Annotated in this window: 23 protein-coding genes and 3 tRNA genes; 9 read left to right on the top strand and 17 right to left on the bottom strand. The window is 60.4% G+C overall.

The annotated features are described in order from the left end of the window. Window positions 1-49 precede the first annotated feature (49 nt). On the bottom strand, window positions 50-661 hold the full coding sequence (gene efp, locus V9T28_RS07645; RefSeq protein ID WP_199500010.1) for an elongation factor P: 612 nt from the start codon (window positions 659-661) through the stop codon (window positions 50-52). After that, window positions 642-854 (bottom strand): hypothetical protein, encoded by a 213-nt coding sequence (locus tag V9T28_RS07640; RefSeq protein ID WP_339071841.1) that lies wholly within the window; start codon window positions 852-854, stop codon window positions 642-644. The genes efp and V9T28_RS07640 overlap by 20 nt, the downstream gene beginning before the upstream one ends. A 31-nt stretch (window positions 855-885) precedes the next feature. Between V9T28_RS07640 and epmA the strand changes: the two genes are divergently transcribed. Together epmA and V9T28_RS07630 are read left to right on the top strand one after the other, a co-directional pair. Then, window positions 886-1,917, top strand: coding sequence for an EF-P lysine aminoacylase EpmA (gene epmA / locus V9T28_RS07635; protein WP_116398416.1), 1,032 nt, complete (start codon window positions 886-888; stop codon window positions 1,915-1,917). A gap of 101 nt (window positions 1,918-2,018) precedes the next feature. Continuing rightward, window positions 2,019-3,086: a lysine-2,3-aminomutase-like protein gene (locus V9T28_RS07630; RefSeq protein ID WP_116398415.1), complete on the top strand. Its 1,068-nt coding sequence runs from the start codon at window positions 2,019-2,021 to the stop codon at window positions 3,084-3,086. Window positions 3,087-3,131: 45 nt separating this feature from the next. On the opposite strand, the gene V9T28_RS07625 is transcribed toward V9T28_RS07630, so the two are convergent. From V9T28_RS07625 to V9T28_RS07610, 4 genes are all read right to left on the bottom strand, one after another. Next, on the bottom strand, window positions 3,132-3,767 hold the full coding sequence (locus V9T28_RS07625) for a nucleoside triphosphate hydrolase (protein WP_116398414.1): 636 nt from the start codon (window positions 3,765-3,767) through the stop codon (window positions 3,132-3,134). A 105-nt stretch (window positions 3,768-3,872) separates the two neighbouring features. Further along, window positions 3,873-4,811: an ABC transporter substrate-binding protein gene (locus tag V9T28_RS07620; protein WP_116398413.1), complete on the bottom strand. Its 939-nt coding sequence runs from the start codon at window positions 4,809-4,811 to the stop codon at window positions 3,873-3,875. Window positions 4,812-4,864: 53 nt separating this feature from the next. Beyond that, window positions 4,865-5,860 carry an ABC transporter permease subunit gene (locus tag V9T28_RS07615; RefSeq protein WP_116398412.1) on the bottom strand — a complete coding sequence of 332 codons (996 nt, stop codon included), beginning with the start codon at window positions 5,858-5,860 and terminating at the stop codon, window positions 4,865-4,867. Between the two features lie 17 nt (window positions 5,861-5,877). Beyond that, window positions 5,878-7,404: a sugar ABC transporter ATP-binding protein gene (locus V9T28_RS07610; protein ID WP_116398411.1), complete on the bottom strand. Its 1,527-nt coding sequence runs from the start codon at window positions 7,402-7,404 to the stop codon at window positions 5,878-5,880. Between the two features lie 566 nt (window positions 7,405-7,970). On the opposite strand from V9T28_RS07610, the gene V9T28_RS07605 reads away from it, so the two are divergent. Continuing rightward, complete coding sequence (locus V9T28_RS07605; protein ID WP_116398410.1) at window positions 7,971-9,206, top strand: ROK family transcriptional regulator; 1,236 nt, start codon at window positions 7,971-7,973, stop codon at window positions 9,204-9,206. A 151-nt stretch (window positions 9,207-9,357) separates the two neighbouring features. Continuing rightward, the gene (gene xylB, locus V9T28_RS07600; RefSeq protein WP_116398409.1) at window positions 9,358-10,812 is read left to right on the top strand and encodes a xylulokinase; all 1,455 of its coding nucleotides are present in this window, start codon (window positions 9,358-9,360) and stop codon (window positions 10,810-10,812) included. Window positions 10,813-11,029: 217 nt separating this feature from the next. Here the strand turns inward: xylB and V9T28_RS23355 are convergent, their stop codons facing one another. Beyond that, the gene (locus V9T28_RS23355) at window positions 11,030-11,290 is read right to left on the bottom strand and encodes a GCG_CRPN prefix-to-repeats domain-containing protein (RefSeq protein ID WP_116398408.1); all 261 of its coding nucleotides are present in this window, start codon (window positions 11,288-11,290) and stop codon (window positions 11,030-11,032) included. Between the two features lie 355 nt (window positions 11,291-11,645). Further along, window positions 11,646-11,719 (bottom strand) — tRNA-Cys (locus V9T28_RS07595). Window positions 11,720-11,975: 256 nt separating this feature from the next. On the opposite strand from V9T28_RS07595, the gene V9T28_RS07590 reads away from it, so the two are divergent. Continuing rightward, window positions 11,976-12,051 (top strand) — tRNA-Asn (locus tag V9T28_RS07590). 189 nt (window positions 12,052-12,240) lie between these two features. On the opposite strand, the gene V9T28_RS07585 is transcribed toward V9T28_RS07590, so the two are convergent. Continuing rightward, window positions 12,241-12,314, bottom strand: a tRNA-Gly gene (locus V9T28_RS07585). Between the two features lie 318 nt (window positions 12,315-12,632). Here V9T28_RS07585 and V9T28_RS07580 point away from each other — a divergent pair. From V9T28_RS07580 to V9T28_RS07570, 3 genes are all read left to right on the top strand, one after another. Further along, a complete protein-coding gene (locus tag V9T28_RS07580; protein WP_245423804.1) occupies window positions 12,633-12,845 on the top strand; it encodes a hypothetical protein in 213 nt (70 codons plus the stop codon). A 162-nt stretch (window positions 12,846-13,007) separates the two neighbouring features. Beyond that, on the top strand, window positions 13,008-13,934 hold the full coding sequence (locus V9T28_RS07575) for a metallophosphoesterase (protein ID WP_116398407.1): 927 nt from the start codon (window positions 13,008-13,010) through the stop codon (window positions 13,932-13,934). 190 nt (window positions 13,935-14,124) lie between these two features. Beyond that, window positions 14,125-14,316, top strand: a complete 192-nt coding sequence (locus tag V9T28_RS07570; protein WP_116398406.1) for a hypothetical protein — start codon at window positions 14,125-14,127, stop codon at window positions 14,314-14,316. Between the two features lie 202 nt (window positions 14,317-14,518). Here the strand turns inward: V9T28_RS07570 and V9T28_RS07565 are convergent, their stop codons facing one another. Further along, on the bottom strand, window positions 14,519-15,127 hold the full coding sequence (locus tag V9T28_RS07565; protein ID WP_116398405.1) for a L,D-transpeptidase: 609 nt from the start codon (window positions 15,125-15,127) through the stop codon (window positions 14,519-14,521). A 234-nt stretch (window positions 15,128-15,361) separates the two neighbouring features. On the opposite strand from V9T28_RS07565, the gene V9T28_RS07560 reads away from it, so the two are divergent. Then, window positions 15,362-16,294 carry a histone deacetylase family protein gene (locus V9T28_RS07560; RefSeq protein ID WP_116398404.1) on the top strand — a complete coding sequence of 311 codons (933 nt, stop codon included), beginning with the start codon at window positions 15,362-15,364 and terminating at the stop codon, window positions 16,292-16,294. Window positions 16,295-16,451: 157 nt separating this feature from the next. On the opposite strand, the gene V9T28_RS07555 is transcribed toward V9T28_RS07560, so the two are convergent. The 7 genes from V9T28_RS07555 to V9T28_RS07525 form a co-directional block, all read right to left on the bottom strand. After that, complete coding sequence (locus tag V9T28_RS07555) at window positions 16,452-17,129, bottom strand: GntR family transcriptional regulator (protein ID WP_116398403.1); 678 nt, start codon at window positions 17,127-17,129, stop codon at window positions 16,452-16,454. Window positions 17,130-17,591: 462 nt separating this feature from the next. Further along, window positions 17,592-18,089: a 2-amino-4-hydroxy-6-hydroxymethyldihydropteridine diphosphokinase gene (folK, locus tag V9T28_RS07550; RefSeq protein WP_116398402.1), complete on the bottom strand. Its 498-nt coding sequence runs from the start codon at window positions 18,087-18,089 to the stop codon at window positions 17,592-17,594. Beyond that, window positions 18,082-18,465 carry a dihydroneopterin aldolase gene (gene folB / locus V9T28_RS07545; RefSeq protein ID WP_116398401.1) on the bottom strand — a complete coding sequence of 128 codons (384 nt, stop codon included), beginning with the start codon at window positions 18,463-18,465 and terminating at the stop codon, window positions 18,082-18,084. Before folB ends, folK begins: the two co-directional genes overlap by 8 nt. Before the next feature lie 106 nt (window positions 18,466-18,571). Beyond that, entirely contained in the window at window positions 18,572-19,408 is an 837-nt protein-coding gene (gene folP / locus V9T28_RS07540; RefSeq protein WP_116398400.1) for a dihydropteroate synthase, read from the bottom strand. A 76-nt stretch (window positions 19,409-19,484) separates the two neighbouring features. Then, window positions 19,485-20,807 carry a 3,4-dihydroxy-2-butanone-4-phosphate synthase gene (gene ribB / locus V9T28_RS07535; RefSeq protein WP_245423956.1) on the bottom strand — a complete coding sequence of 441 codons (1,323 nt, stop codon included), beginning with the start codon at window positions 20,805-20,807 and terminating at the stop codon, window positions 19,485-19,487. Between the two features lie 57 nt (window positions 20,808-20,864). Further along, window positions 20,865-21,731: an SDR family oxidoreductase gene (locus tag V9T28_RS07530; RefSeq protein ID WP_116398398.1), complete on the bottom strand. Its 867-nt coding sequence runs from the start codon at window positions 21,729-21,731 to the stop codon at window positions 20,865-20,867. A gap of 33 nt (window positions 21,732-21,764) precedes the next feature. Beyond that, on the bottom strand, window positions 21,765-22,514 hold the full coding sequence (locus tag V9T28_RS07525; protein WP_116398397.1) for an enoyl-CoA hydratase-related protein: 750 nt from the start codon (window positions 22,512-22,514) through the stop codon (window positions 21,765-21,767). Window positions 22,515-22,549: the final 35 nt, after the last annotated feature.

Below are 22,549 nucleotides of genomic sequence, written 5' to 3'. Positions count from 1 at the left end.
ATCCGTTCGCGGAACTATAGGCAGGTCCGCGAACTTGTCCATGCGCTGATTAGTCCTTTGCCCGCTCGACGTAGCTGCCGTCTTCGGTCTGCACGACGACGCGCGTCCCGGTCGCGATATGCGGCGGCACCATCACGCGTGCACCGTTCGACAATTTGGCCGGCTTATAGGAGGACGAAGCGGTCTGGCCCTTGACCACCGGCTCGGTCTCGACGATTTCGAGGGTCACGCGGGCGGGCAGCTGGATGGCGACGCATTGGCCGTTGAACATGCTCAGGATGCACTTCATGCCTTCCTGCAAATACACCGCCTGGTCGCCGATCGTGTCCTTCGAGACCATCACCTGCTCGAAATTCTCGTCGTTCATGAATGTATAGGCATCGCCGTCCTCATAGAGATACGAGAAGTCCATATCTTCCACGAAGGCGCGCTCGACCTGCTCGGTCGTCTTGTAACGGTCCGTCGTCTTCACGCCGTCGCTGAGACGGCGCATGTCGATCTGGGTCGTCGGCGTGCCCTTACCCGGGTGGAAGCTTTCGGCGGACAAAACCACATAAAGCTGGCCGTCGTCCCGCTCGATAATATTGCCTTTACGGATGGAGCTTGCGATGACTTTCACGGAACACTTTCCTGATAGGGGGTCAATTCTGGCGCGCACCATACTCATCTAACGGGCAAATGCCAGAGTTTCTTGGGATTGCGCCTGGGATTTCATCGAGTTTTTTGACGGTGGAAACAGCGAGCAGCAGCTTCAACATGAATTTTCCCTTTCGGATCGGAGCATTACCTTCGGTCTTCGGCGTGATATTCGCGCTGGCCAGGACCTCAATCCCGCCATTTCGACGCCGCGCCATGCACGGCATCACCTCCCCCTTGGGTTAAAATATGTCTGCTGCCTCTCCCGCCTGGTCCAGGCATGTCTATGCCGACCGCCGGCCGTTCTTGAAAATCCGCAACCGGGTCCAGGCGCACCTCCGCGACTGGTTTAACGGACAGGATTTCATGGAGGTCGAAACCCCGATCCTGCAGGTTTCGCCCGGCAACGAGGCGCATTTGAGTGCCTTTTCCACGCTCCTCATCCAGCCCGATGGGCAAAGAACGCTGCTGTATTTGCATACGTCGCCGGAATTTGCCTGCAAGAAGCTGCTCGCGGCGGGCGAGCCGCGCCTGTTCACCTTCGCCCGCTGCTTCCGCAATCGGGAACGGACCGGCCGCCATCACCCTGAGTTCACGATGCTGGAATGGTATCGGGCACGCGAGACCTACGAAACGCTCATGGCCGATTGCGCCGCCCTGCTGCGGCAGGCGGCCGAAGCGGCCGAAACGACAAGGTTTTCTTACGGATCCGCCTCCTGCGATCCGTTCCTGCCACCCGAGCGCCTCACGCTGGCCGAAGCCTTCACCCGCTATGCCGGCATCGATCTTCTGGCCAATCTCCCCGAGGCAGCGGGCGGCCTGCATGCCGCCGCGCACGACCAAGGCATCCGGCTCGCGGCGGACGATTCCTGGTCCGACGTGTTCAGCCGCATCGTGACTGAAAAGGTCGAGCCGAATCTTGGCCATGGCCGCCCGACCATCCTGTGCGAATATCCCGCCGAGGAGGCCGCGCTGGCGCGGCGCAAGAGCGCCGATCCGCGGGTTGCCGAGCGGTTCGAGCTTTACGTCTGCGGCCTCGAACTCGCCAACGGGTTCGGCGAATTGACCGACGCCGCAGAACAGCGGCGGCGGTTTGAGGAGGAAGAGCGCGTGCGGCAGCGCGTCTATGGTGAAACCTACCCGATCGACGACGATTTTCTCGCCGCTCTCGCCCAAATGCCGGACGCATCGGGCATCGCGCTCGGCTTCGACCGACTGGCCATGCTGGCGGCAGGCGCAAGACGGATCGAGGACGTGCTGTTTTTACCGGTGGCCGGTTAAAGCCGTTCGCATATTGTCGCCGCGGCACAAATGGGTTAACGCCTCGCCCATGACATGCCGGGCATCTTTCGCGCCCCGGCCGATGATGTTTTTCCGGCCCCATGAAAACTCTGCGAACCCTCGACGATCTCCTCTCCGCTGGCTTGCTCACCGACGCGCAAGCCGCGGGTGCGGACGTGGTGATGGATCGCTACGCCGTCGCGGTCACGCCGGACATGACGGCGCTGATTGATCGGCATGCGCCCGATGACCCGATCGCGAAACAATTCGTGCCCTCGCCCGCCGAACTCCGCCACCGGTCGGAGGAGCGGGCGGATCCGATCGGCGATAATGCCCATTCGCCCCTGCCCGGGCTCGTGCATCGTTACCCGGATCGCGTGCTCCTCAAAGTCGTCGCCGCATGCCCGGTCTATTGCCGCTTCTGCTTTCGCCGCGAAATGGTGGGGCCGGGCAAGGAGCCCATGCTCGAGGATGAGGCCCTCGATGCCGCCCTCGCCTATGTCGCGGCCCATGCCGACATTCATGAAGTGATCCTGACCGGCGGTGATCCACTCATTCTTACGGCGCGCCGCTTGCACCGCCTGATGACCAAGCTCGCCGCCCAGCCGCACGTCGAGGTGGTGCGCATCCACAGCCGCGTGCCGGTGGTGGCGCCGGATCGGATCACGCCGGCACTGGTCGACGCCTTGAAGGCAGCCAAAAAGGCCGTCTTCGTCGCCGTGCATGCCAATCATCCAAGGGAGCTGACGCCCGCCGCCCGCGCCGCCCTCGCGCGGCTCGCCGATGCCGGCATCCCGCTGGTCAGCCAGACCGTGCTGCTGAAAGGCGTCAACGATGATGCCGAAACGCTCGCGGCGCTAATGCGCGGCTTCATCGCGAACCGCGTCAAACCCTATTACCTGCACCAGGGCGACCTCGCGCCGGGCACAAGCCACTTCCGCACCACGATTGCGACGGGCCAGGCCTTGATGCGCGCGCTGCAAGGCCGCCTCTCCGGCCTCGCCATGCCGACCTATGTTCTCGACATTCCGGGCGGCCACGGCAAATCGCCGATCGGCCCGGGCTATGTCAGCGATTACGCGGTCGGTGCAGATGGCGCAGAGCGGTTCCGCATCGCCGACTTTCACGGCGAAATGCACGTATATCCGCCGCGCCAAGGCGACCGATAGCGCTTGGCGGCGGTTCGTTCCAACCGGCCGCTCCTTGGGCGATCGTCATGCCTCGATGATCATGTCAGCGCCTTCACTCTCCGCAATAATAACCTTGGCGTTCGCGAGATCGTTGCCGCGCGCACGTGCTGCTGCCGCATCGGGCGCAAGGCCGTGGTCGAGCCAGCGTTGAATGAGCCGCTGCTCGAGCACCTCGATCGGCGGCGACACAAACAGGCTCAAATCGAACAGCGCGCGCAGCTCCTGCCATACCGGCCGCTTCAGCAGGAGATAATTCCCCTCGATGAGCAGGATCCGGTGGGCGGGGGCGACGAGTCGGGCGGATGCGCGCGAGAGATCCATGCCGCGATCGAACACCGGAATCGCGACCTCGCCCGTTGCATCGCGGAGCCGCCGAACGAGGGCGAGAAACCCATCCGCATCGAAGGTTTCAGGTGCGCCTTTGCGCGCAAGAAGGCCGCGCTCCTGCAGAATGGCATTGTCGAAATGAAATCCATCCATCGGCACGACCAAGGCGGCACCGTTTAGGCGCGCATTCAAATGGGCGCCGAGCGCCTCCGACAACGTGCTCTTGCCGGCGCCCGGCGGCCCGGCGATGGCAATAAGAAGGCGCCTTGCGCCGTCATCCCGCGCCGCGATGGCTGCGGCGGCGCGTGCAACGTGATCGGTCAGGTCAAGCATCGGTTCTCTTCATCGGCTTTGTGCCGCAATGCCAAAAGAGAGGCGGCCGAAGTGGCCGCCTCTCCTCATCATTAGAGCAGATTCGTTCGAGACGAGGAAGGGCGCTTAGTGCGAGGCCCAGCCAACATAGTCCTTCACATTGTCGCGGGTCACGAGCTTGGAATCCATCAGCTCGATCGGCTGCGCCGGCTTTTGCCCGTTCAGAATGGCGACACCCGTCGCAACCGCCTTGCGCGCCATCGTGTACGGATCCTGCGAGGACGATGCCTGAACCATTGCCGACTTCGGATCTTTCAGCGCCGCCTCGATATCGGGTGCGCCGTCCACCGACGTCATGACGATGCCATCACGATGCTGCTGCAAAGCTGCAAGATCGGCGCCGATGACTTGCGGATCGTTGATGGCGAAGACGCCGTCGATCTTGTCAAAGCGAGTCAAGAGACCCTGCATCACGTTCAAGCCGCCATCGCGCGACCCTTTGCCGTCCTGATCGAAGGAAAGCAATTTGACGTCCGGCGATTTGGCGAGCACGTCTTTGCACCCTTTGACGCGCTCGATCACCGACGAGACCTGCGGTCCGTTGATGATGACCACATTGCCCTTGCCACCGATTTTCTGCACCAGATAATCGCAGGCGATTTGGCCGGCCTGGGTGTTGTTGGTTTCGACAGTGGCATCGGCGCCTTCCGCAGCGGTGTCAACAGCGACGACCGGAATGCCTGCGGCTTGCGCCTTCTTGATGGCGGGTCCGATGGCCTTGGGATCGCCCGGGTTGAGCAGGATCAGATCGACGCCAGCCGCAATGAAATTGTCGATCTGGGTGAACTGTTTGCCCATGTCGTAGTCGTAGCCGACAGCTTGCACTTCGACATTCGGGTTGGTCTTCTTCGCCTCATCGGTCGCGCCCTTGGCGAGAGCCACGAAGAACGGATTGCCCATCGATCCGAGCGAGATGCCGATCTTCTTGAGCTCTTTGGCTGATGCCGGCGCAACCGCGAACGCCATCGCAATTACGGTTGCACCTAGCAGCACTCGTTTCAACATGTTTTCCTCCTGGTTGTTGAACTTTCAAACCCCTGAAATCCCGCACGCGACAATTAGGTCCGCGCCGAGCCCTTTTGGCGGATACGATCGAGCGCGACCGCGCCGATGATCACCAAACCCTTGATGACATATTGCCAGATGTCGGAAACGCCGGTCAGAATGAGCCCGTTTGACATGACGGCAATGAGCAACCCGCCGATCAGCGTGCCCCAAATGGAACCGGTACCGCCGACGAAGGACGTACCGCCGAGAATGACCGCGGTGATCGCGTCCAATTCGTAAGACTGACCCAATTGCGTTCCGTTGGCGGCGTAGAGCTTGGTCGACAGCATGATGGCGCCAAGACCCGAGCAAAGACCCGAGATGCCATAGACGATGAGATAGATGCGCGGAACCTTGATGCCCGACAACCGCGCTGCCGCCTCATTGCCGCCGACCGAATAGATGTGCGTACCAAGCACGGTGCGCTTCAGCACGATCCACGAAACCACGATCACGATAAGCGCAATGATCGCGAGCCACGGCACGCCAAAAACGGTGCCATTGCCGATGAACGAATAAGGGATGTCGGAATTAAACACCGTGGTATCGCCACCCATCAGGCGCGCAATACCGCGCACGGCGGTCAGCGAGCCCAAGGTCACGATGAAAGGCGGCAACCGGAGTTGCGAAATCAACACCCCGTTGATGAGGCCAAAAAGAACACCGAGCCCAAGCGCAGCAAAGATCCAAAGATAGGAAATCCCCGCGATATTGGAGACGATGAGGCCGGCCATTGCTGACGCGGCCAGAATCGAGCCGACCGACAAATCGATGCCACCGGTCAGAATGACGAATGTCATGCCTGCCGCCAGCACCGTATTCACGGCAGCCTGTTGAAACACAATGCTGATGTTTTGAGCAGTGAAGAACCGGCCATCGGACAAGAAATGGAATCCAGCAGCGACAACCAGCAGAACGGGCAACATGCCCAATGTCGCAATGAGGTCATGGATTTTCTGACGCCGCATTTCGTTGCCGCTCTCGGCGGCTGCAGTGTTGGTTGACATGTATCCCTCCCCTGAAATCAGTTCGCGGCTGTACTTGCGACGCCGGTCGCAAAGGCCATGATATTTTCTTGCGTTGGCGCGATGCCGGTGGTTCCTCCCACCTCACCCGTAATCTCGCCCTCGCGCATCACGAGAATACGGTCTGCAATGCCGATGACTTCCGGCAGTTCCGAGGAGATGACCAAAATGGCGACCCCCTTCTTCGCCAGACCGTCGATGATCTTATAGATCTCTGACTTGGCGCCGATATCGACACCGCGCGTCGGCTCATCGAGAATGAGCACATCGGGTTCGATTTCCAGCCAGCGCGAAAGCAAAACTTTCTGTTGATTTCCGCCCGACAGACCGCCAACCGGATATTCCGGTGCGGGCACACGGATCTTAAGATCCTTGATCGATTTTATCGCCCGCGCCTTCGCCTTCACGCGGTCGAGCAGGATGCCCCATTTCGCATCGCGCTTGAGAACGCCCGTATTGGTGTTGTCGTTGCACGACATGTCGAGGAACAATCCGTTGCCGCGTCGATCTTCTGTCAGATAGGCAAGGCCCCGGTCGATCGCGTCTTGAGGCGAGCGCGGCTGAAACGCATTGCCGTTCATCGTCATGTCGCCGCCGACCCGAGGCCGCACACCATAAATCGTCTGGGCGAGTTCGGAACGGCCCGCACCGACAAGGCCCGCCAATCCCACGACCTCGCCGGCGTGAAGCGTGAACGAGCAATTCTTGACGCGCGTGCCGTCGCTAACGTCGTTGACCTTCAGAACTGGCTTGAGTGAAGCAAAATCGGGTTTGTGCTCCTTCGTGTAGAGCGACGACAACTCGCGCCCAACCATCATGCGCACGATTGCTTCGGGTGAAAGCTGTTCGCGTTCCAACGTGCCGACGTAAGTGCCGTCGCGCAAAACCGAGACGCGGTCGGCAAGCTCGTAGACCTCGTTCATCCGATGGGAGATATAGACCATTGCGAGCCCTTCGGCGCGCAATTGCTTGACCATCGCGAACAGACCGTCCGTTTCGCGCGAGGACAGCGCGGTTGTCGGCTCGTCCAAGATGAGAATCTTGGACTCAGCGTGCAGGGCGCGGGCGATCTCCACCAATTGCCGATTGGCGATCGAAAGCGTGCCAACCATGGTTGATGCGGTAAACTGTGCCCCAAGTCGCTTCAGAACGGGCTGTACCTCGCGCAGCATCGTCGCTCTGTCGACGAAGCCACTGCGATTGATCTCGCGTCCAAGATACATGTTCTCGGCAACGGTGAGGTTGGGCGCTAAGGACAGTTCTTGATATATGATCGATATACCGGCCTCTTTCGAAGCGATCGGCCCGGTAATGTGAACGGGCTTGCCGTCGATAAGAATCTCGGCTCCTGCATCGGGCTTGTAAGCACCCGAGAGCACCTTCATCAGAGTCGATTTTCCAGCGCCGTTCTCGCCCATCAGCGCATGAACTTCCCCGGGGTAAAGCGTGAGTTGCACATCCGTGAGGGCTCTGACGTGGCCGAATGTCTTCGACACATGGCGCATTTCGAGAATGGGCGCTGTCATCGGCAATCCTCCGAAACGGAGTGCATGCCAAAGACCGCCAAAGACGTGAATTGCATCACGAGAACCTCCCTGCCTGCTTGCCTTTATTTATTGTGGCAATGCGATCTTGGACGAAAATAAAACCAAACGAAATATCGATTGCAACGTCATCGCCTACTTCCGCACTCGTTCGCACGATTCCGCCGTTTGCATGAAAACAGCCGAACGGTCCGCACGCTGCAAGATATGGCTTTGCCTACCCCATTCCCCTTGATTTGAACCGTCACGTCGCGGCAATATGTCGCCGCACGATCAGGCCGGACACAAGGCAAACTCCCCTGAACGAACCGGCGCGCCCGACCGCATTACGCTGTTCGCGTCACCAATCCATCCGGCGACGCCGACAAGGTGGCTCGGTTTGTCGTATGTCGCGTCACTTGCTGGCGATCGTTCCGGCTCCTGCGCGATGGGGTTATCAAACATCGAATTTTGATGGCTGTCAATAACTAATTCAACTTGATTTATTTATTAAGCTCTGCTTTGCTGCACCAAAAGATGAGTTCGTGGGTGGAAACAATCAGGGAGGAATGCCGTTGCCCGCCGTCCGTCCGCCTCTCTCCAGCGAATCTCTTCGGCCCATTCCGCAAGGACGCGGTTCCACGCAAACAGACGTGCGCGCCCATAACGAGCGGCTGCTGCTCTCGCTGATCCGCCGTCATGGCAGCCTGACCAAGGCTGAAATTGCGCGGCTCACCAGCCTCTCGTCGCAAACCATCTCAGTTATCATCCGCAAATTGGAAGAGGAAGGCCTGCTGCAGCGGGGCGACCTGCAGCGCGGCCGCATCGGCCAGCCCTCGACACCGATGGCGCTTGCCGCAGATGGTGTACTGTCGTTCGGCCTCAAGATCGGCCGCCGCAGCGCTGAAATGGTGCTGATGGATTTTGTCGGCAACGTGCGGGACGTCGTGCAACTGACCTATACTTGGCCCCTGCCTGCCGCGATGGTCGATTTCGCTCGGAAGGCCGCCGCCGGCATGATGCGCCGGCTATCGCATCGCGAGAGGAACCGCATCGCCGGCATGGGCATCGCGACGCCCCTGCAATTGTGGAAGTGGCGCGAACGGGTCGGCGTGACAGCCGCCGACATGGATGCCTGGCACGATGCCGATCTTACCGCCCTTCTTGCGGACGAGTTCCCCTTCCCCATCTTCCAGCAAAAGGATGCAACCGCTGCCTGCAGCGCCGAATTCGTGTTCGGCCGCGGCAGCGAGTTCAAGAATTTCCTCTACATTTTCATCGGGTTTTTCGTCGGCGGCGGCATTGTGCTGAACGGAGCGCTGTTTCCAGGATCCTCCGGCAATGCCGGGGCGATCGGAACGCTTCCCGTTACCCGCGACGATCAGAGCGCTGCGCAACTGATCGATACGGCGTCGATCTTCGGGCTGGAGGCCGACATCAAGGCGGCGGGCCTTGATCCTTCGCCTTTGTGGACCGAGCCGGACGGATGGAGCAAGTTCACGCCCTTCAATGACGCCTGGATCGCGACCATCGCCCCGCATCTTGCCCGCGCCATCCTCGCAGGTTGTTCGATCATCGATTTCGAAGCGGCCATCATCGATGGCGATTTTCCGGCCGATATCCGTGCCCGAATCGTACAAGCCGTCAGCGCGGCAATGGAAACCTTCGATTTGGAAGGCATCGCTCCGCCCGCGATCGTGGAGGGGTGCGTCGGCCGCCAGGCGCGCGCCGTCGGCGGCGCCTGCCTCCCCCTGTTCGACCGCTATATCCTGTCCTCGACCCCCTTTGTGAACGAGATTGAATGACGCAACATTCGGTGGCACGGTGGCGCCAAATCCAGAGCATTTTCCGTTCTTTCAGAAGCGGAAAATGTCTCTAAGATTTTGTTTTGTCGCATTTTCTTAAGCGAAAAGTCGAACAACTTTTCTGGAAGATGCTCTAGATTGGGGGAGCGGCATGTATCTCGGCATCGACCTTGGAACCTCGTCGGTCAAAACCGTCTTGGTCGACGATGCGGACCGCATCATTGGCAGTTCTTCGGTTCATCTGACGGTATCGCGCCCCCATCCTGGCTGGTCGGAGCAGGATCCGGCAAGCTGGGTCGAAGGGGCCTTCGGCACGCTCGACGATCTTGCCCGCCAGCATTCCCAGGAGATGAGCATTGTTGCCGGGATCGGCCTTTCCGGCCAGATGCACGGTGCGACATTGCTCGACCGCAACGACGCGATCCTGCGCCCCTGCATGCTGTGGAACGATACGCGCGCCAGCGCCGAATGCGCGGAATTGGAGCGGATCTGCCCGAGCCTGCGGAGCATTTCCGCCAATGCCGCGATGCCCGGCTTCACCGCGCCGAAAGTACAGTGGGTGCGTCGGCACGAGCCCGATATTTTCCGACAGATCGCCAGCGTGCTGCTGCCGAAGAGTTACGTGAATTTTGCGCTCACCGGCGATAAATTCGAGGACATGTCGGATGCCTCCGGCACGCTCTGGCTCGATGTCGCGGCGCGCGACTGGTCGGACACGCTGTTGGCCGCTACCGGCCTCAACCGTTCGAAAGTCGCACGCCTCGTCGAGGGCAGCGCCGCCGCGGCGCCCTTGCGAAGCGACCTCGCCGCGCGCTGGGGCATGCACAAACCTCCCATCGTTGCAGGCGGCGCCGGCGACAATGCGGCGAGCGCCATCGGCTTGGCCGCGGTCAAGCCGGGGGACGCGTTCATTTCGCTCGGCACGTCCGGCGTCATCTGGATCACCACCGACAAACTGCGTCCGAACCCTGATTCCTATGTTCACGCCTTCTGCCATGCGGTGCCCGGCTCATGGCATCAAATGTCGGTCATTCTCTCGGCGGCCTCGTGCCTCTCCTGGTGGTCGGGCGTTTCTGGGATCAAGGAGGCAAGCCTTCTGGCCGAGCTCGGCGAAGAACCGTGGCAGCCCTCGCCCGCGATCTTCCTGCCCTACCTCTCGGGCGAGCGCACGCCGTATAACGACGGCACGCTGCGGGGCATGTTCGCCAATCTCGATCCCGGCATCGACCGTCCGGCCATGACGCGCGCGGTATTGGAGGGCGTCGGCTTTGCCTTGCGCGACTGTCTCGATGCTATGCGCGCCGACGGCGATCAGATCACTGAGGCGAGCGTGGTAGGCGGCGGATCGCGCGGACGCGCCTGGATCGCGCTGCTCGCGGCGCAACTTGGAATCACTCTGCACCGTGTGGAAGCCGGCGAATCCGGCGCGGCGCTCGGTGCCGCCCGCCTCGCCCGGCTAGCCGTGACCGGCGCTCCGGCCGCGTCGCTCACAGGCCCTGCGCGTCTCGAAAGCTTCGCACCCGACACTAAGCTAAGCAATGCGATGGCAGAAAGCCGCGAACGCCGTCCCGCGCTGCTACCGGCGGCACGAACGGCGCACGGCTGAGCATTCAACTATCTGTTGTCGGGGCCGCATCAGGGCGTGCGTGCATTCGGTCGTGGCGTGACGAATGCTCCCGCCACCAAATTGTCGGGCACGGTCTTTGCCGCGTACTAAAATCTTTCGAACTGTCCGCTCGGCAATGCCTGAGGCGGCGGCCTTATCGAATCTTTCGGATCAAGCCGCCGAATCAGCGACTTGATCCAAATATCTGGTCCCGCTCTTAGCGGTAGCGCCACCCGCCATTCCATCTATAGCGATGACCCCAGTAGCGGTTGCCATCCCAGTAGCCGCGACCGGGGTAGAATACGCCAACGGCAAGCCCACCTGGCACAACGACAACAGGGCCGCCGCCATTCGGCCGGCATCCGCCAAGCGGTCCGCGATGGAAGCCGATCCCGCATCCCCCGGCTGCATTAGCCGATGGGGCAGCCATCAAGGCGGCTCCTGCGGCGAGTGTGGCAATGAGTAAAATCTTTCTCATGTTTCTCCCTTTCAAATGACAGCAAGCCCATTCGCCGGCTACGGTTACTCGACAAGATATGAATGCGTAATGAACAGTCCATTTTTGCCCCGGCGAGCCTCGAAGAAGGGCGAGCCGCACACTGGCAAATTTGTCGGTTTGACGCCAGCCCGGCCGATCAATCTTGAACGAGAAAGTCCGACGTTCAATTTCGGCCCGCCCCGATTCAACTCGGATTTGCAGAAAGAGGGCTCACGGATTGGCCGCTCGCACTCAGTGCGATTCGGTCACAACCGGCAAATCCGCGTATCTGAACCTGCCACCCCAACCGGCACACCCAGGAGTAATCCACATATTTCAATACTTTATGGAAAAATGGAGGCCTCGGAGGGAATCGAACCCCCGTACAAGGATTTGCAGTCCTCTGCGTGACCACTCCGCCACGAGGCCTCATGCGGCACATCGTCTCGCGATGGGCGCCGGGGCACCCCTATAGCCAAGCCGGCACGCGGCGGCAAGCCCTTAGCGAGCGATCGGTCAAAGAATCGAAACATTTCCGCCCGATCGGAAATCTTCCACAGGAATCCAGGCTTTATGACGCGGCTCATACATGAAGATGATATTTTTTTGTATTTTGGCTTTGCATTTTTTTTCGACCTTGCTATACCGCCGCCATTCGGTTCGCGGACATCTCGTCCGGGTCTGATCCCCGATAGCTCAGTTGGTAGAGCAAGCGACTGTTAATCGCTTTGTCACAGGTTCGAGCCCTGTTCGGGGAGCCATCTTTCTTCCTATGCTAGACGTTTGGCTCCGCATTTTGACGGCGCGTTGTTGTCATCCAAATCAAGGGACGAGCCAATCACAGCCTGATCGGCCAAAACCAAGTCGTACGCGTTGCCTTCAGGCATGACGCGCATGCGCGACTCAATCGATCGAACAGTGAAAGACGCAGACTAACACATTGGAATGATTGGAGCGGGTGAAGGGAATCGAACCCTCGTATTCAGCTTGGAAGGCTGCTGCTCTACCATTGAGCTACACCCGCATCGGATACATTCTGCGCACTGAGCGCAAGATCATCTCGCGCGCCTTTTCCCATGTTCCGGGTTTGGGAGCAAGATCTGATCGGCTGGAAATATTCGATGTTTCACACCGCAACGGGCAAACGTTCGAGACATGCCCAGGACATTTGCAATGAAATGCGAACCGGGCGCGCGGGAGCGCTTATCCACAGGGACAGAGCTCGTTAACCACGCTGCCCATCCTGCGCGGTGTCCACTCGCGATTTTAAGATCCCCTTAACTGGGCGCCACCACGATGCCCGCAAGTCGCCATTAACCAGCCTTGTTTGTCGCGAGTTCCCATGTTGAGCCAAGATCCATTTTATCCGCACCCCATGCCGCAACCGAACCGTGAAGATGCGCGCGATCTCTTGACCCGCCTTTATCGCGATATCGGCATTTCCGCCGTCGCGGCTGCGCTGCACGTCGGCAACGAAGCCGGCCGTCAGCCGGAGCCCATGCGCAAAATCGAGGACCTGCCCGCGATTTTGCGCGGCGACGACCTCGCCGCTTGAGCCGCTCCCCCGTTTGCACGCAGCGGGACGACCACATATCATTTTTGCACGGATCGGTCTTTGATCCGCTTCAATTAGCCCGTATCTCCTCGACCCTGTAGGAGAGGAGAACGGGTTGACGAGACCACCCACGATCGGCCGCCGGAATGCGGGAGGCCGCGCATGGCGCTAGTCACGCGGCGCGCGTTTCTCACCGGCGCGAGCGGTGTAGCGCTCGGGACCCTGGGCCTTGGTTCGTATGCTTTCGCCGTCGAACCAGGCTTTCTCCTCACCTTGACGCGCTACGCGCCCGCCCTGCCCCGCTGGCCGGTCGGCCAAAGGCTCAAGATCGCCGTGATCGCGGATATTCATGCCTGCGAGCCATGGATGCCCGCCGCCCGCATCAGGCATATCGCCGACTTCACCAACACGCTTCAGCCCGATCTCATCGTCATACTCGGCGATTATGTTGCCGGGCATAACGTGGTCACGGGCCCCGTTCTGCCGGAAGCTTGGGGTGAAGCGCTGTCGGTGCTGCAAGCGCCACTCGGCGTCTACGCGATTCTTGGCAATCACGATTGGTGGCACGGGCCGCTGATGACCCTACCGGGCGACGGGGGCAAATCCGTGCGCCTCGGATTAAAACGCGCGAATATTCAGGTTTTGGAAAATGACGCCATTCGCCTCGCGAATGCACAAGGCCGGGCTTTCTGGCTGCTCGGCCTCAGCGATCAGCTCGCCTTTGTTCATCACCATGCCAAAGGCGGCCGTATCGGCGCCGACGACCTGCCCGGCACCTTGGCGAAAGTGAAAGACGAGGCGCCAATCATTCTGCTGGCCCACGAACCGCGCATTTTTCCGCATGTGCCCGAGCAGGTGGCGCTCACCTTGTGCGGGCACACTCATGGCGGCCAAGTGAACGTTCCCGGCCTGACACAAAGCTTCGTCGCGACGGCCGGCGCCGATTCGCGTTACATCTATGGACACATTGTCGAGGGCAACAAACACCTCATCATTTCGGCCGGCCTCGGCACCAGCATCATGCCCGTACGCTTCATGCGGCCGCCGGAGGTGGTCGAGATCAATCTGGGCGAAACCGACGCCGCTTAAAATGTTTGCATTGCAACAGGTCGCAACGTGCAACGCAGCATCAGCCAAAATCTAACCCTTTGGCGTTAACCATCTAATTTTTCGTCACATTTTCTTCACAGAGGGGCCTTGCCGACGCTTGATTCGGCGCGCATCCTATTAACGCTGACGCCTTTTCGCGAAAGCAGATACTAGGGACCCTTGAATCGTCATGAAGACCGCTGCCCCCCACAAGCGCCCAGCTAGCTCACCGCAGCCGAAGCAGGATACGCATCACGGTAAGCATATCGGCATTTCCGCCGTACGCGGCGCCGTCGAATCCGCGCGCAGGCCAGAGAGCAAGACTGAAACGCAGAAGGACATGCCGGCGTTTTTGCGCGATCTACCGCCCGAAAGCACGTGAGCGAATTCTGCCTAAGGCCGCATCGGTTAGTAACAACAACGGCGGCCTTGCGGGCCGCCGTTTTGCATTGCTTATACCAAAGGTGGCAAAGAGCGACCTTTGGCCAATCTTCATTTTTCGCTATCGCCTTGAAAAGGCGAAGAATGAAGAAAGGAACCAACGGTCACTCTCCGTGACCGTTGCTATTATTCAACGCGCCGGATCAGAGCACGACGACTTTGGCGCCGATCTCGACACGATTGTAGAGGTCGATCGCGTCGATGTTGCGCATGCGGATGCAGCCCGACGAAACCGAATGACCGATGGCTTCCGGTTCGTTGGTGCCATGGATGCGGTACAAGGTGTCGGTGTTTCCCTGATAGAGATAGAGCGCACGTGCGCCGAGCGGATTGTCCGGCCCGCCAGGCAACCCGCCTGCATCCGCGGTCGGCTTCAAATGCGGCCAACGTTCGAGCATGTCGGCCGGCGGCATCCAATGCGGCCACTCGGCCTTGCGGCCGACCGTCGCCTCGCCGGTCCAGCCTGCAGCTTCGGAACCGGTGGCGACGCCGTAACGGATCGCCTTGTTGTTGCCAAGAATGTAGTAAAGATAATTGACCTTGGTATCGATGATGATCGTACCCGGCTTCTCGTCACTCTTGTAATCGATCATATAGCGATTGTAATTCGGGTCGATCGGCGGATTTGGCACCATCGCGACCCATTCGGAATCTTGTGCCGACAAAGTCGGATCAGGCGTGGTCTGGTAGCCGCAACCTGCAAGCGCACTGCTCAATAAAATTGCCGCCGCAATCTTGGACATAAATTTCATTGTTCAAACCCCAGTTTTTCACCCTTTTGGCAAATTCACGTTTTGATTACCATAAATCGGTCCCATTAATAGGTGTTTAAGCACACAAAACGAGTGGTGTGGGCTTATAGCCACAGTCGGAAAAGACTAGGCTGCGATACCGAAGCCACCCTATAGTGGGGCGGGAGCTCGCCTCCCGGGCCCCGCAGCAGCCTCCGAGAAAATATCCAGCGCTCTGACTTACATGAGGTTTTCGTGAGCACGCTGCTTTTGACCCATGACATCTGCCTCGCCCATGACATGGGCCCAGGCCACCCGGAGCGTCCCGATCGATTGCGCGCGATCCATCGCGCACTTGCCAATCCGCGTTTCGACAGACTCGTTCGCGAGGAGGCACCGCTCGCGGAGCTTGCGGCGGTGCAACGCGCGCATCCCACCGAGTATCTCGAAGCGCTCGAAGAAGCCGTGCCGACGCAGGGTTTGGTCCGTTTGGACAGCGACACGGCGCTGAATCCCCATAGCTGGCAGGCCGCCATGCGCGCCGCCGGCGGGGCGATTCGGGCCGTCGACGCGGTCATGTCGGGCGCTGCACGCAACGCCTTCGTTGCGACCCGGCCGCCGGGCCATCATGCCGAGCGCACGACGCCCATGGGTTTCTGTTTCATCAATCACGTCGCCATCGCGGCAAGGCATGCGCAGGCCACGCATGGCGCGGAGCGGGTGGCGATCATCGATTTTGACGTTCATCATGGCAACGGCACGCAAGATATTTTTTGGAACGACGGCAGCGTTCTCTATGCTTCGACCCACGAGATGCCCCTCTACCCCGGCACCGGCGCACGCCAGGAAACCGGCGCCCACAACAATATCGTCAATGCGCCCTTGCGGGCCGGAGACGGCAGCGCGGCGTTTCACGCTGCCATGAATGAGGTGATCCTGCCGCGTGTCGCGGGTTTTGCGCCGGATCTCATCGTCGTCTCGGCGGGCTTCGATGCGCACCGCCGCGATCCGCTCGGCAATCTCAATCTCGATGAGGCTGATTTTGCCTGGATCACATTGCGGCTGATGGAATTGGCCGATGTCCACGCACGCGGCCGGCTCGTATCGGTGCTCGAAGGCGGTTACGATCTGCAGGGCCTTGCCGCCTCGACGGCGGCGCATGTCGAAGCCCTGATGGCCGCCGGATAATACCAAAGGTCGCGAGAAGCGACCTTTGGACCGCCCTTCATTTTTCGCCTTCGCCTTGAAGAGGCGAAAAATGAAGAAAGGAACCAACGGTCACTCGTCGTGATCTTTGGTATAAATCGTATGATCGGTCGTGTGGTCATCATAGGGCGAGCCGCGCTCACATCCGCGCAACAGCCATTTTGATGCCGTCACGGATATGGGCGATCAAAATATCGGAGGCTTGCGCCGCGGCCGTGGCATCCCCTGCCGTGACGGCCTGCATGACGGCCACGTGCAGCGCCGCAGCCGGCGACAAATCGTCATTGCGCAGGAAAAAATACCACGCCCGGCGCGACATGATCTGCAGCGGCAGCAGAGCCTGCGCGGCGAACGGGTTTCGCGCGGTGGCCGCGAGCAAACGGTCGAATTTCTTGTCCTGCTGCATGAACCGGTCTGCGTCCCCTGCTTCCGCCGCCGCACCCATGGCCTGTGAACAGGCTTGGATCGCGACGCGCTCCTCGGCATCCGCGTGAACAGCAGCCGCGGACGCGACGAGGCGTTCGAGCGCCGCCCGCACGTCGAGGGCGAGGAGCACGTCAAGGGGATTGATCGTCGCAATCATCAATCCTTTGCGCGGGAAAATCGTCAGCAGCCGGTCCGACACCAGACGCAGCGCCGCCTCGCGCACCGGCGTGCGACCGAGCGCAAACCGGCTCGCCAATTGCTGCTCGGTGACCAGTGCCCCCGGCGGCAATTGCAGTCTGACGATCTCATCTTCCAGCAGCCGATACGCCTGATCGGCCAGGGTCGGAGACGCGCTGTCCCTCTCTTGCTGATTTTGATGCGCACCGCTCATAATTCGGTTTCACCCGCATTTTAGATGTCCATACCTGTAATATATCACAAATATTCTTTAGTGCAACTTTTAGCGAATGGAGGCTCTTTTTAGCTTGACACATATCGCCAAAGAACATATCATGAACACGCATTTTGTCCCGGAATAACAAAGGCATGAGCCAGAGGACGGATGCGCGTACGATAAGCGCCAAGCGGAGACGACCCCTGCCGTGGTGGAGGCGCCAAGGACAGGATCAATCGCGCTGAGGGAGCAAATCTGGGCGCCACACCGGTCCTCGCCAAGGCATGCGAAAACCACCCGTTCGCTTCAATTTCAAACCCGTCAAATATCGGCTGGCGGTGAGACCTGCGGGCGACCGATTGGTAAGCATATGAACCGTTTTTGGGAACGAACTGATAGGGAGAATAGACTTGACTATTCAATATCTTACATGAAAATCTGGGCCGACAATGGGGACATTTACCCCTCAAGCGCCCCAATGTTCTCGATGCCGCTGATGTCCAGTTGCGCCAGCAGGTCTCGTACCGGCACATCATTCACCCGCAGGTCTGGAGCGATCTCGGCCAGCGGCGCCAAAACGAAAGCACGAACCGCCATATGCGGATGCGGAATGGCGAGTCCGGGCTCGGCAATATGCCGATCGCCGTAGGTCAGAATATCGAGATCGAGCGTCCGCGGTCCCCACCGGTCCTCGCGCACCCGGCCCTGCGCGCGTTCGATCGCGAGACACAGCGCCAGGAGTTCCTGCGGCGAGAGGCTGGTGCGCACAATCGCCGCCATATTGAGAAACGGCGGCTGATCGAGCTTGCCCCATGGCGGCGTGCGAAAAAGGGAGGAAGCCTGCAGCGCTTGCATTCCGGGGGCCTGCCGCAACAGATGCAGCGCCGCACGCAAATGCTGGCGCACGTCGCCGACATTGCCGCCAAGCCCGATGCACGCCTCAACCCACTCAGCCATCGCGAGCAAGATCCAGTTCGACCGAAACGGAATCCATTTGATGCGGAATTGGCGGCGCAAGCTTACGCACGCGAATGGTGAGACGGCGGATTTGCGGAAAGCCGTTCAGCAACGCATCGCCCACGGCGTAGGCCGCGGCCTCGATCAGCCGGTGCTGGGTCTTGCAGAAGACATCGACGGCAAGTTTCGTCACTTTGCCGTAGTCCACAGACCGGGCGAGATCGTCACGCATGGCAGCGTAGTCGATGTCCGCCGAAATGCGGATGTCGAGGGCGAACATCTGCCCGTGTTCGCGCTCGGAATCGTAAAAGCCGTGATAGGCGTGCAGGCGCAGATCACTGATTGCGATCTTTCCGTCGATGATCTTGGCCGCCATAAGTCCCCGAGCCTGCTACAGTTTGACGCCTTTCTATCGAATTTACAACACGAGTGAAACGTCTTTATCGCGGCCATCGGACGAACTTTTGAATGGCGGCGACAGGTCAAGGTGGCAACGAAACGTCTGCGATGGCCTGCCAGACTTGCAGCGCTTGGCGGTGCGCGGCGACATCATGCACGCGCAAAACCGCCGCGCCTTGCTGGACGCCATAGAGACCTGCCGCCAGCGTGCCGGGAATGCGTTCCGCCGCGACGGCTTGTCGCGTGATGCGGCCGATCGTGCTCTTGCGCGAGACGCCAAGCAAGATCGGACAATTCAAGCTCATAAGCTCGGGCAAATGGTGGACGAGCTGAAGATTCTGCTCCGGCGTCTTGCCAAACCCGAAGCCAGGGTCCAGCAAAATCTGCTCCGGCCGGACGCCGGCGCGCAGGGCGAGGTCGATCGACCGCGCCCAAAAGTCCTTGACCTCCGCGATCATATCCGCCGCCGGATCAATGTCGCGCCGGTTGTGCATCAGGACGCAAGCAGCGCCATAGTCGGCGGCCACCTGCGCAATATCGGGATCGAACTGAAAGCCCCAGACGTCGTTCACGACGGCCGCGCCGGCTTCGAGCGCCGCGCGGGCAACCTTTGCTTTCATCGTGTCGACGGACAGCGGCAGCGAAGTCGCCCGGCGCAACCCTTGAATGACCGGTACAATGCGCCGAATTTCCTCATCGGCGTCGACAGGCGACGACCCCGGCCGCGTTGATTCACCGCCGATATCCAGGATCGCCGCGCCCTCGCCCGCAAGGCGCACCCCTTGCGCGACAGCCGACTCGGCTTGCTGCCAAAGCCCGCCATCGGAAAACGAATCCGGGGTGACATTGATGATCCCCATCAAGATCGCCGGAAGTGCCAGAGTGAGCGTTTGTTGATGGGCGAGCGGGATCGTGCGCATGTTGACCTAACTTAGAACCCGCTGCCGGAACCACGGGCGCACGACCCGCGATTGCCCGGCAGCGCAGGTCCAGACTTCACTCCAGTCCCTCTGTCGCGGCGATCTCGATGCCGAAGCCCGACAAGCCGACATACGTGCGCTCTGACGACGCGAGCAATCGGATCGATGAGACGCCCAGGTCGCGCAGGATCTGCGCGCCAAGCCCGACTTCGCGCCATTGTTTGCTGCGCGCTGCATCAGACCCTTCGTTGTCGTGTCCAACCGTCGTGAGCGGCACACCGGCTGTCCCGTCGCGCAAATAGACGAGCACGCCCTTGCCGTCCTTCTTGAAGTGCTCCAGCGCCTTGTCGATGCCGTTGTGGCTATTAAACACGTCGTTCAAAATATCCGCCCGGTGCAAGCGCGCCGGGATATTCTCGCCGTCGCCGATGTTGCCGTAGACAAAGGCGAAATGATGCACGGTATCGAAGGGCGTGCGATAGGCGTGCCCCATGACCTCGCCGATCTCGGTCTTCACCGGGAAGGCGGCAATATGCTCCACCAATTTCTCGCGTGCCTGCCGCCATGCGATGAGATCGGCAACCGAAATCATCTTGATCTTATGCTTGGCGGCAAACTCGACGATCTGCGGGCCGCGCATGACGGTGCCGTCATCGTTCACCAATTCGCAGATCACGCCGACCGGTGGTAGCCCGGCGAGCTTGCACAGATCCACCGCGGCCTCAGTGTGGCCGGAGCGCATCAGCACACCGCCCTCCTTGGCGATCAGCGGGAAAATATGGCCCGGCCGCACGAAATCACTCGCGCCGATATTGCCGTTCGCCAGAGCCCGCACCGTATTGGTGCGCTGCTCGGAGGAAATGCCGGTAGTAAGGCCATGCCGCACGTCAACGGAAACCGTGAAGGCCGTCCCGAGCGGTGCGTCGTTCATCGGCACCATCGGATCCAGCCGCAAGCGGCGCGCCTCGCTCGAGGTCAGCGGCGCGCAGACGATGCCGCAGCAATTGCGGATGATGAAGGCCATCTGTTCGGGCGTGCAGAGCGAGGCGGCGACGACGATGTCGCCTTCGTTCTCGCGGTCGTCATCGTCCGTCACAATGACCATTTCGCCACGTTTGATGGCCTCGATGGCCAGGTTAACCGCTTGAGTCATTTGGATTTTTTCCTTATGTGGCGTGATCGCGACGCCGAACCGCAGCCCCTGCTCCGACATGCCCAGCGCGACCGCGAGCGCAGACAGGCTGCCGCCGCGCGGATTTTCGACCTCGCCGCGGACATATTTGGCGACATTTTCGTAAGCCAGGCCCGACTGCCGAGCGAGATCGGCGATCGACAGGCCGAGCTCTTGCCGCCGCATCTCGAGGCGATGCCACCAAGTTTGAGGAGAGTGTTTGTCCATCATCGCCTATATCTGGAATTTAATTCCAAGAAAGACAAGCCCCCTCTGAAACGAGCTTTAGCTGCCCACCTTCGCCAAACTCACCGGCGGCACGGAGTCGTCGGGCACGAAAAAGTCCGGCGCCAGAGCAACGCTGGGGTCGACGCGATAATGGTCGAAATCGTGAACCCCGCGCTCGAACAAGAACGTGTCGTCGATCAGGAACTGGCCGGTCAGGCTCTTCGCCGGCGTGGTGAAAATCAGATGCGCCGCATCAGCCAAGATCTCGGGTTTGCGCGAGGCACGGATCAGCGAGTCGCCGCCGAGCAGGTTCTGCACGGCGGATGTCGCGATGGTGGTGCGCGGCCAGAGCGCGTTGACTGCAATGCCCTTGCGCCGCAGTTCGCCGGCAAGCCCCAGCACGACGAGGCTCATGCCGTATTTCGCCATGGAATAGGCGGTATGGGGGGCAAACCATTTTTCCTTCATGTCAAGCGGCGGCGAGAGCATGAGAATATGCGGGTTCTCTGCCTTGGCGAGGTACGGCACGGCATATTTCGATACCATGAACGTGCCGCGCGCATTGATCTGATGCATCAGATCGAAACGCTTCATCTCCGTCGCCTGGCTGTCGGTGATCGAAATGGCGCTGGCATTGTTGACGACAATATCGAGCCCGCCAAATGTCTGCGCTGTCATTTCCAGCGCCTGCTTCACTGCGTCCTCGTCGCGCACGTCGAGCACGATCGGCAAAGCCTTGCCCCCCGACTTCTCGATCTCCTCTGCAGCGGAATAGATCGTGCCTGGCAGTTTGGGATGCGGCTCCGTGGTCTTCGCGGCCACCGCAATGTTCGCGCCATCGCGCGCCGCGCGCAAAGCGATCGCGAGACCGATGCCGCGCGAACCGCCGGTGATGAAAAGTGTCTTGCCTGCGAGAGAAGTCATCGGCCTATGCTCCACAACTGAAATGAAGACAAATTATTTGCTCTTGGTCATGAAGGCCGCGAAAGCCGCTTGTGCCTCTTTCGACCGCAAGGCCGCTGCGAACGCCTTGGCCTCTTCGTCGATGCGTGCCAGCACTTCCCCCCGGCTCCCGCGCATCAGGCGCCGCGTTGCGGCGATGGCTTGCACCGGCTTCGCAGCGAGCCTATTCGCTTGGGCCATTGCGTGCGCGACCAACTCGCTCGCCGGCAGAACCGCATTCACGAGGCCGGCGGCATGGGCTTGTTCAGCGCTGAGCGGATCGCCCAGCAACAGCATTTCGGCCGCCTTGGCCGCGCCGATCCGTTGCGGCAGCAGCAATGACGAGCCAGCCTCCGGAACGAGGCCGAGATCGACGAAGGGTGTCCGGAACATGGCGCCGGGAGCGGCGTAAACCAAGTCGCAATGAAGGCACAGGGTGGTGCCAACACCGACGGCGTTTCCTTCGACGGCGGCGATCAGCGGTGTGTCGCACTGCGCGATCGCCTTGACGAAGCGTAAGGCCGGAATTTCGCCCACGCCCTTCTGCACGGCGCTGATGAAATCGAGAATGTCATTGCCGGCGCTAAAGACGCCGCCGGATCCAGTGATGACGATGGCGCGGACCGACGCATCCTCGTCCGCTTTGCGTAGCGTTTGGATCAGCGTTTCATACATCGCACCGGTCAGCGCGTTCTTCTTCTCCGGCCGCACCAACACGACTTTGACGATGTGGCCGATTTGCTCGACGTGTATATGCTCGCTCACAGGACGTTCCTCGATAGATGTTTCGAATTCTCTAT

Source organism: Methylovirgula sp. 4M-Z18, assembly GCF_037890675.1.
Lineage (GTDB): Bacteria > Pseudomonadota > Alphaproteobacteria > Rhizobiales > Beijerinckiaceae > 4M-Z18.
The sequence above is the reverse complement of the archived record's forward strand: the minus strand, read 5'-3'. Positions and strand labels throughout refer to the sequence as shown.

Coding starts and splice junctions, on each gene's coding strand:
- efp (WP_199500010.1), bottom strand. CDS start 661: ATGGTGCGCGCCAGAATTGACCCCCTATCAGGAAAGTGTTCCGTGAAA.
- V9T28_RS07640 (WP_339071841.1), bottom strand. CDS start 854: ATGGCGCGGCGTCGAAATGGCGGGATTGAGGTCCTGGCCAGCGCGAAT.
- epmA (WP_116398416.1), top strand. CDS start 886: ATGTCTGCTGCCTCTCCCGCCTGGTCCAGGCATGTCTATGCCGACCGC.
- V9T28_RS07630 (WP_116398415.1), top strand. CDS start 2,019: ATGAAAACTCTGCGAACCCTCGACGATCTCCTCTCCGCTGGCTTGCTC.
- V9T28_RS07625 (WP_116398414.1), bottom strand. CDS start 3,767: ATGCTTGACCTGACCGATCACGTTGCACGCGCCGCCGCAGCCATCGCG.
- V9T28_RS07620 (WP_116398413.1), bottom strand. CDS start 4,811: ATGTTGAAACGAGTGCTGCTAGGTGCAACCGTAATTGCGATGGCGTTC.
- V9T28_RS07615 (WP_116398412.1), bottom strand. CDS start 5,860: ATGTCAACCAACACTGCAGCCGCCGAGAGCGGCAACGAAATGCGGCGT.
- V9T28_RS07610 (WP_116398411.1), bottom strand. CDS start 7,404: ATGACAGCGCCCATTCTCGAAATGCGCCATGTGTCGAAGACATTCGGC.
- V9T28_RS07605 (WP_116398410.1), top strand. CDS start 7,971: ATGCCGTTGCCCGCCGTCCGTCCGCCTCTCTCCAGCGAATCTCTTCGG.
- xylB (WP_116398409.1), top strand. CDS start 9,358: ATGTATCTCGGCATCGACCTTGGAACCTCGTCGGTCAAAACCGTCTTG.
- V9T28_RS23355 (WP_116398408.1), bottom strand. CDS start 11,290: ATGAGAAAGATTTTACTCATTGCCACACTCGCCGCAGGAGCCGCCTTG.
- V9T28_RS07580 (WP_245423804.1), top strand. CDS start 12,633: ATGTTGAGCCAAGATCCATTTTATCCGCACCCCATGCCGCAACCGAAC.
- V9T28_RS07575 (WP_116398407.1), top strand. CDS start 13,008: ATGGCGCTAGTCACGCGGCGCGCGTTTCTCACCGGCGCGAGCGGTGTA.
- V9T28_RS07570 (WP_116398406.1), top strand. CDS start 14,125: ATGAAGACCGCTGCCCCCCACAAGCGCCCAGCTAGCTCACCGCAGCCG.
- V9T28_RS07565 (WP_116398405.1), bottom strand. CDS start 15,127: ATGAAATTTATGTCCAAGATTGCGGCGGCAATTTTATTGAGCAGTGCG.
- V9T28_RS07555 (WP_116398403.1), bottom strand. CDS start 17,129: ATGAGCGGTGCGCATCAAAATCAGCAAGAGAGGGACAGCGCGTCTCCG.
- folK (WP_116398402.1), bottom strand. CDS start 18,089: ATGGCTGAGTGGGTTGAGGCGTGCATCGGGCTTGGCGGCAATGTCGGC.
- folB (WP_116398401.1), bottom strand. CDS start 18,465: ATGGCGGCCAAGATCATCGACGGAAAGATCGCAATCAGTGATCTGCGC.
- folP (WP_116398400.1), bottom strand. CDS start 19,408: ATGCGCACGATCCCGCTCGCCCATCAACAAACGCTCACTCTGGCACTT.
- ribB (WP_245423956.1), bottom strand. CDS start 20,807: ATGGACAAACACTCTCCTCAAACTTGGTGGCATCGCCTCGAGATGCGG.
- V9T28_RS07530 (WP_116398398.1), bottom strand. CDS start 21,731: ATGACTTCTCTCGCAGGCAAGACACTTTTCATCACCGGCGGTTCGCGC.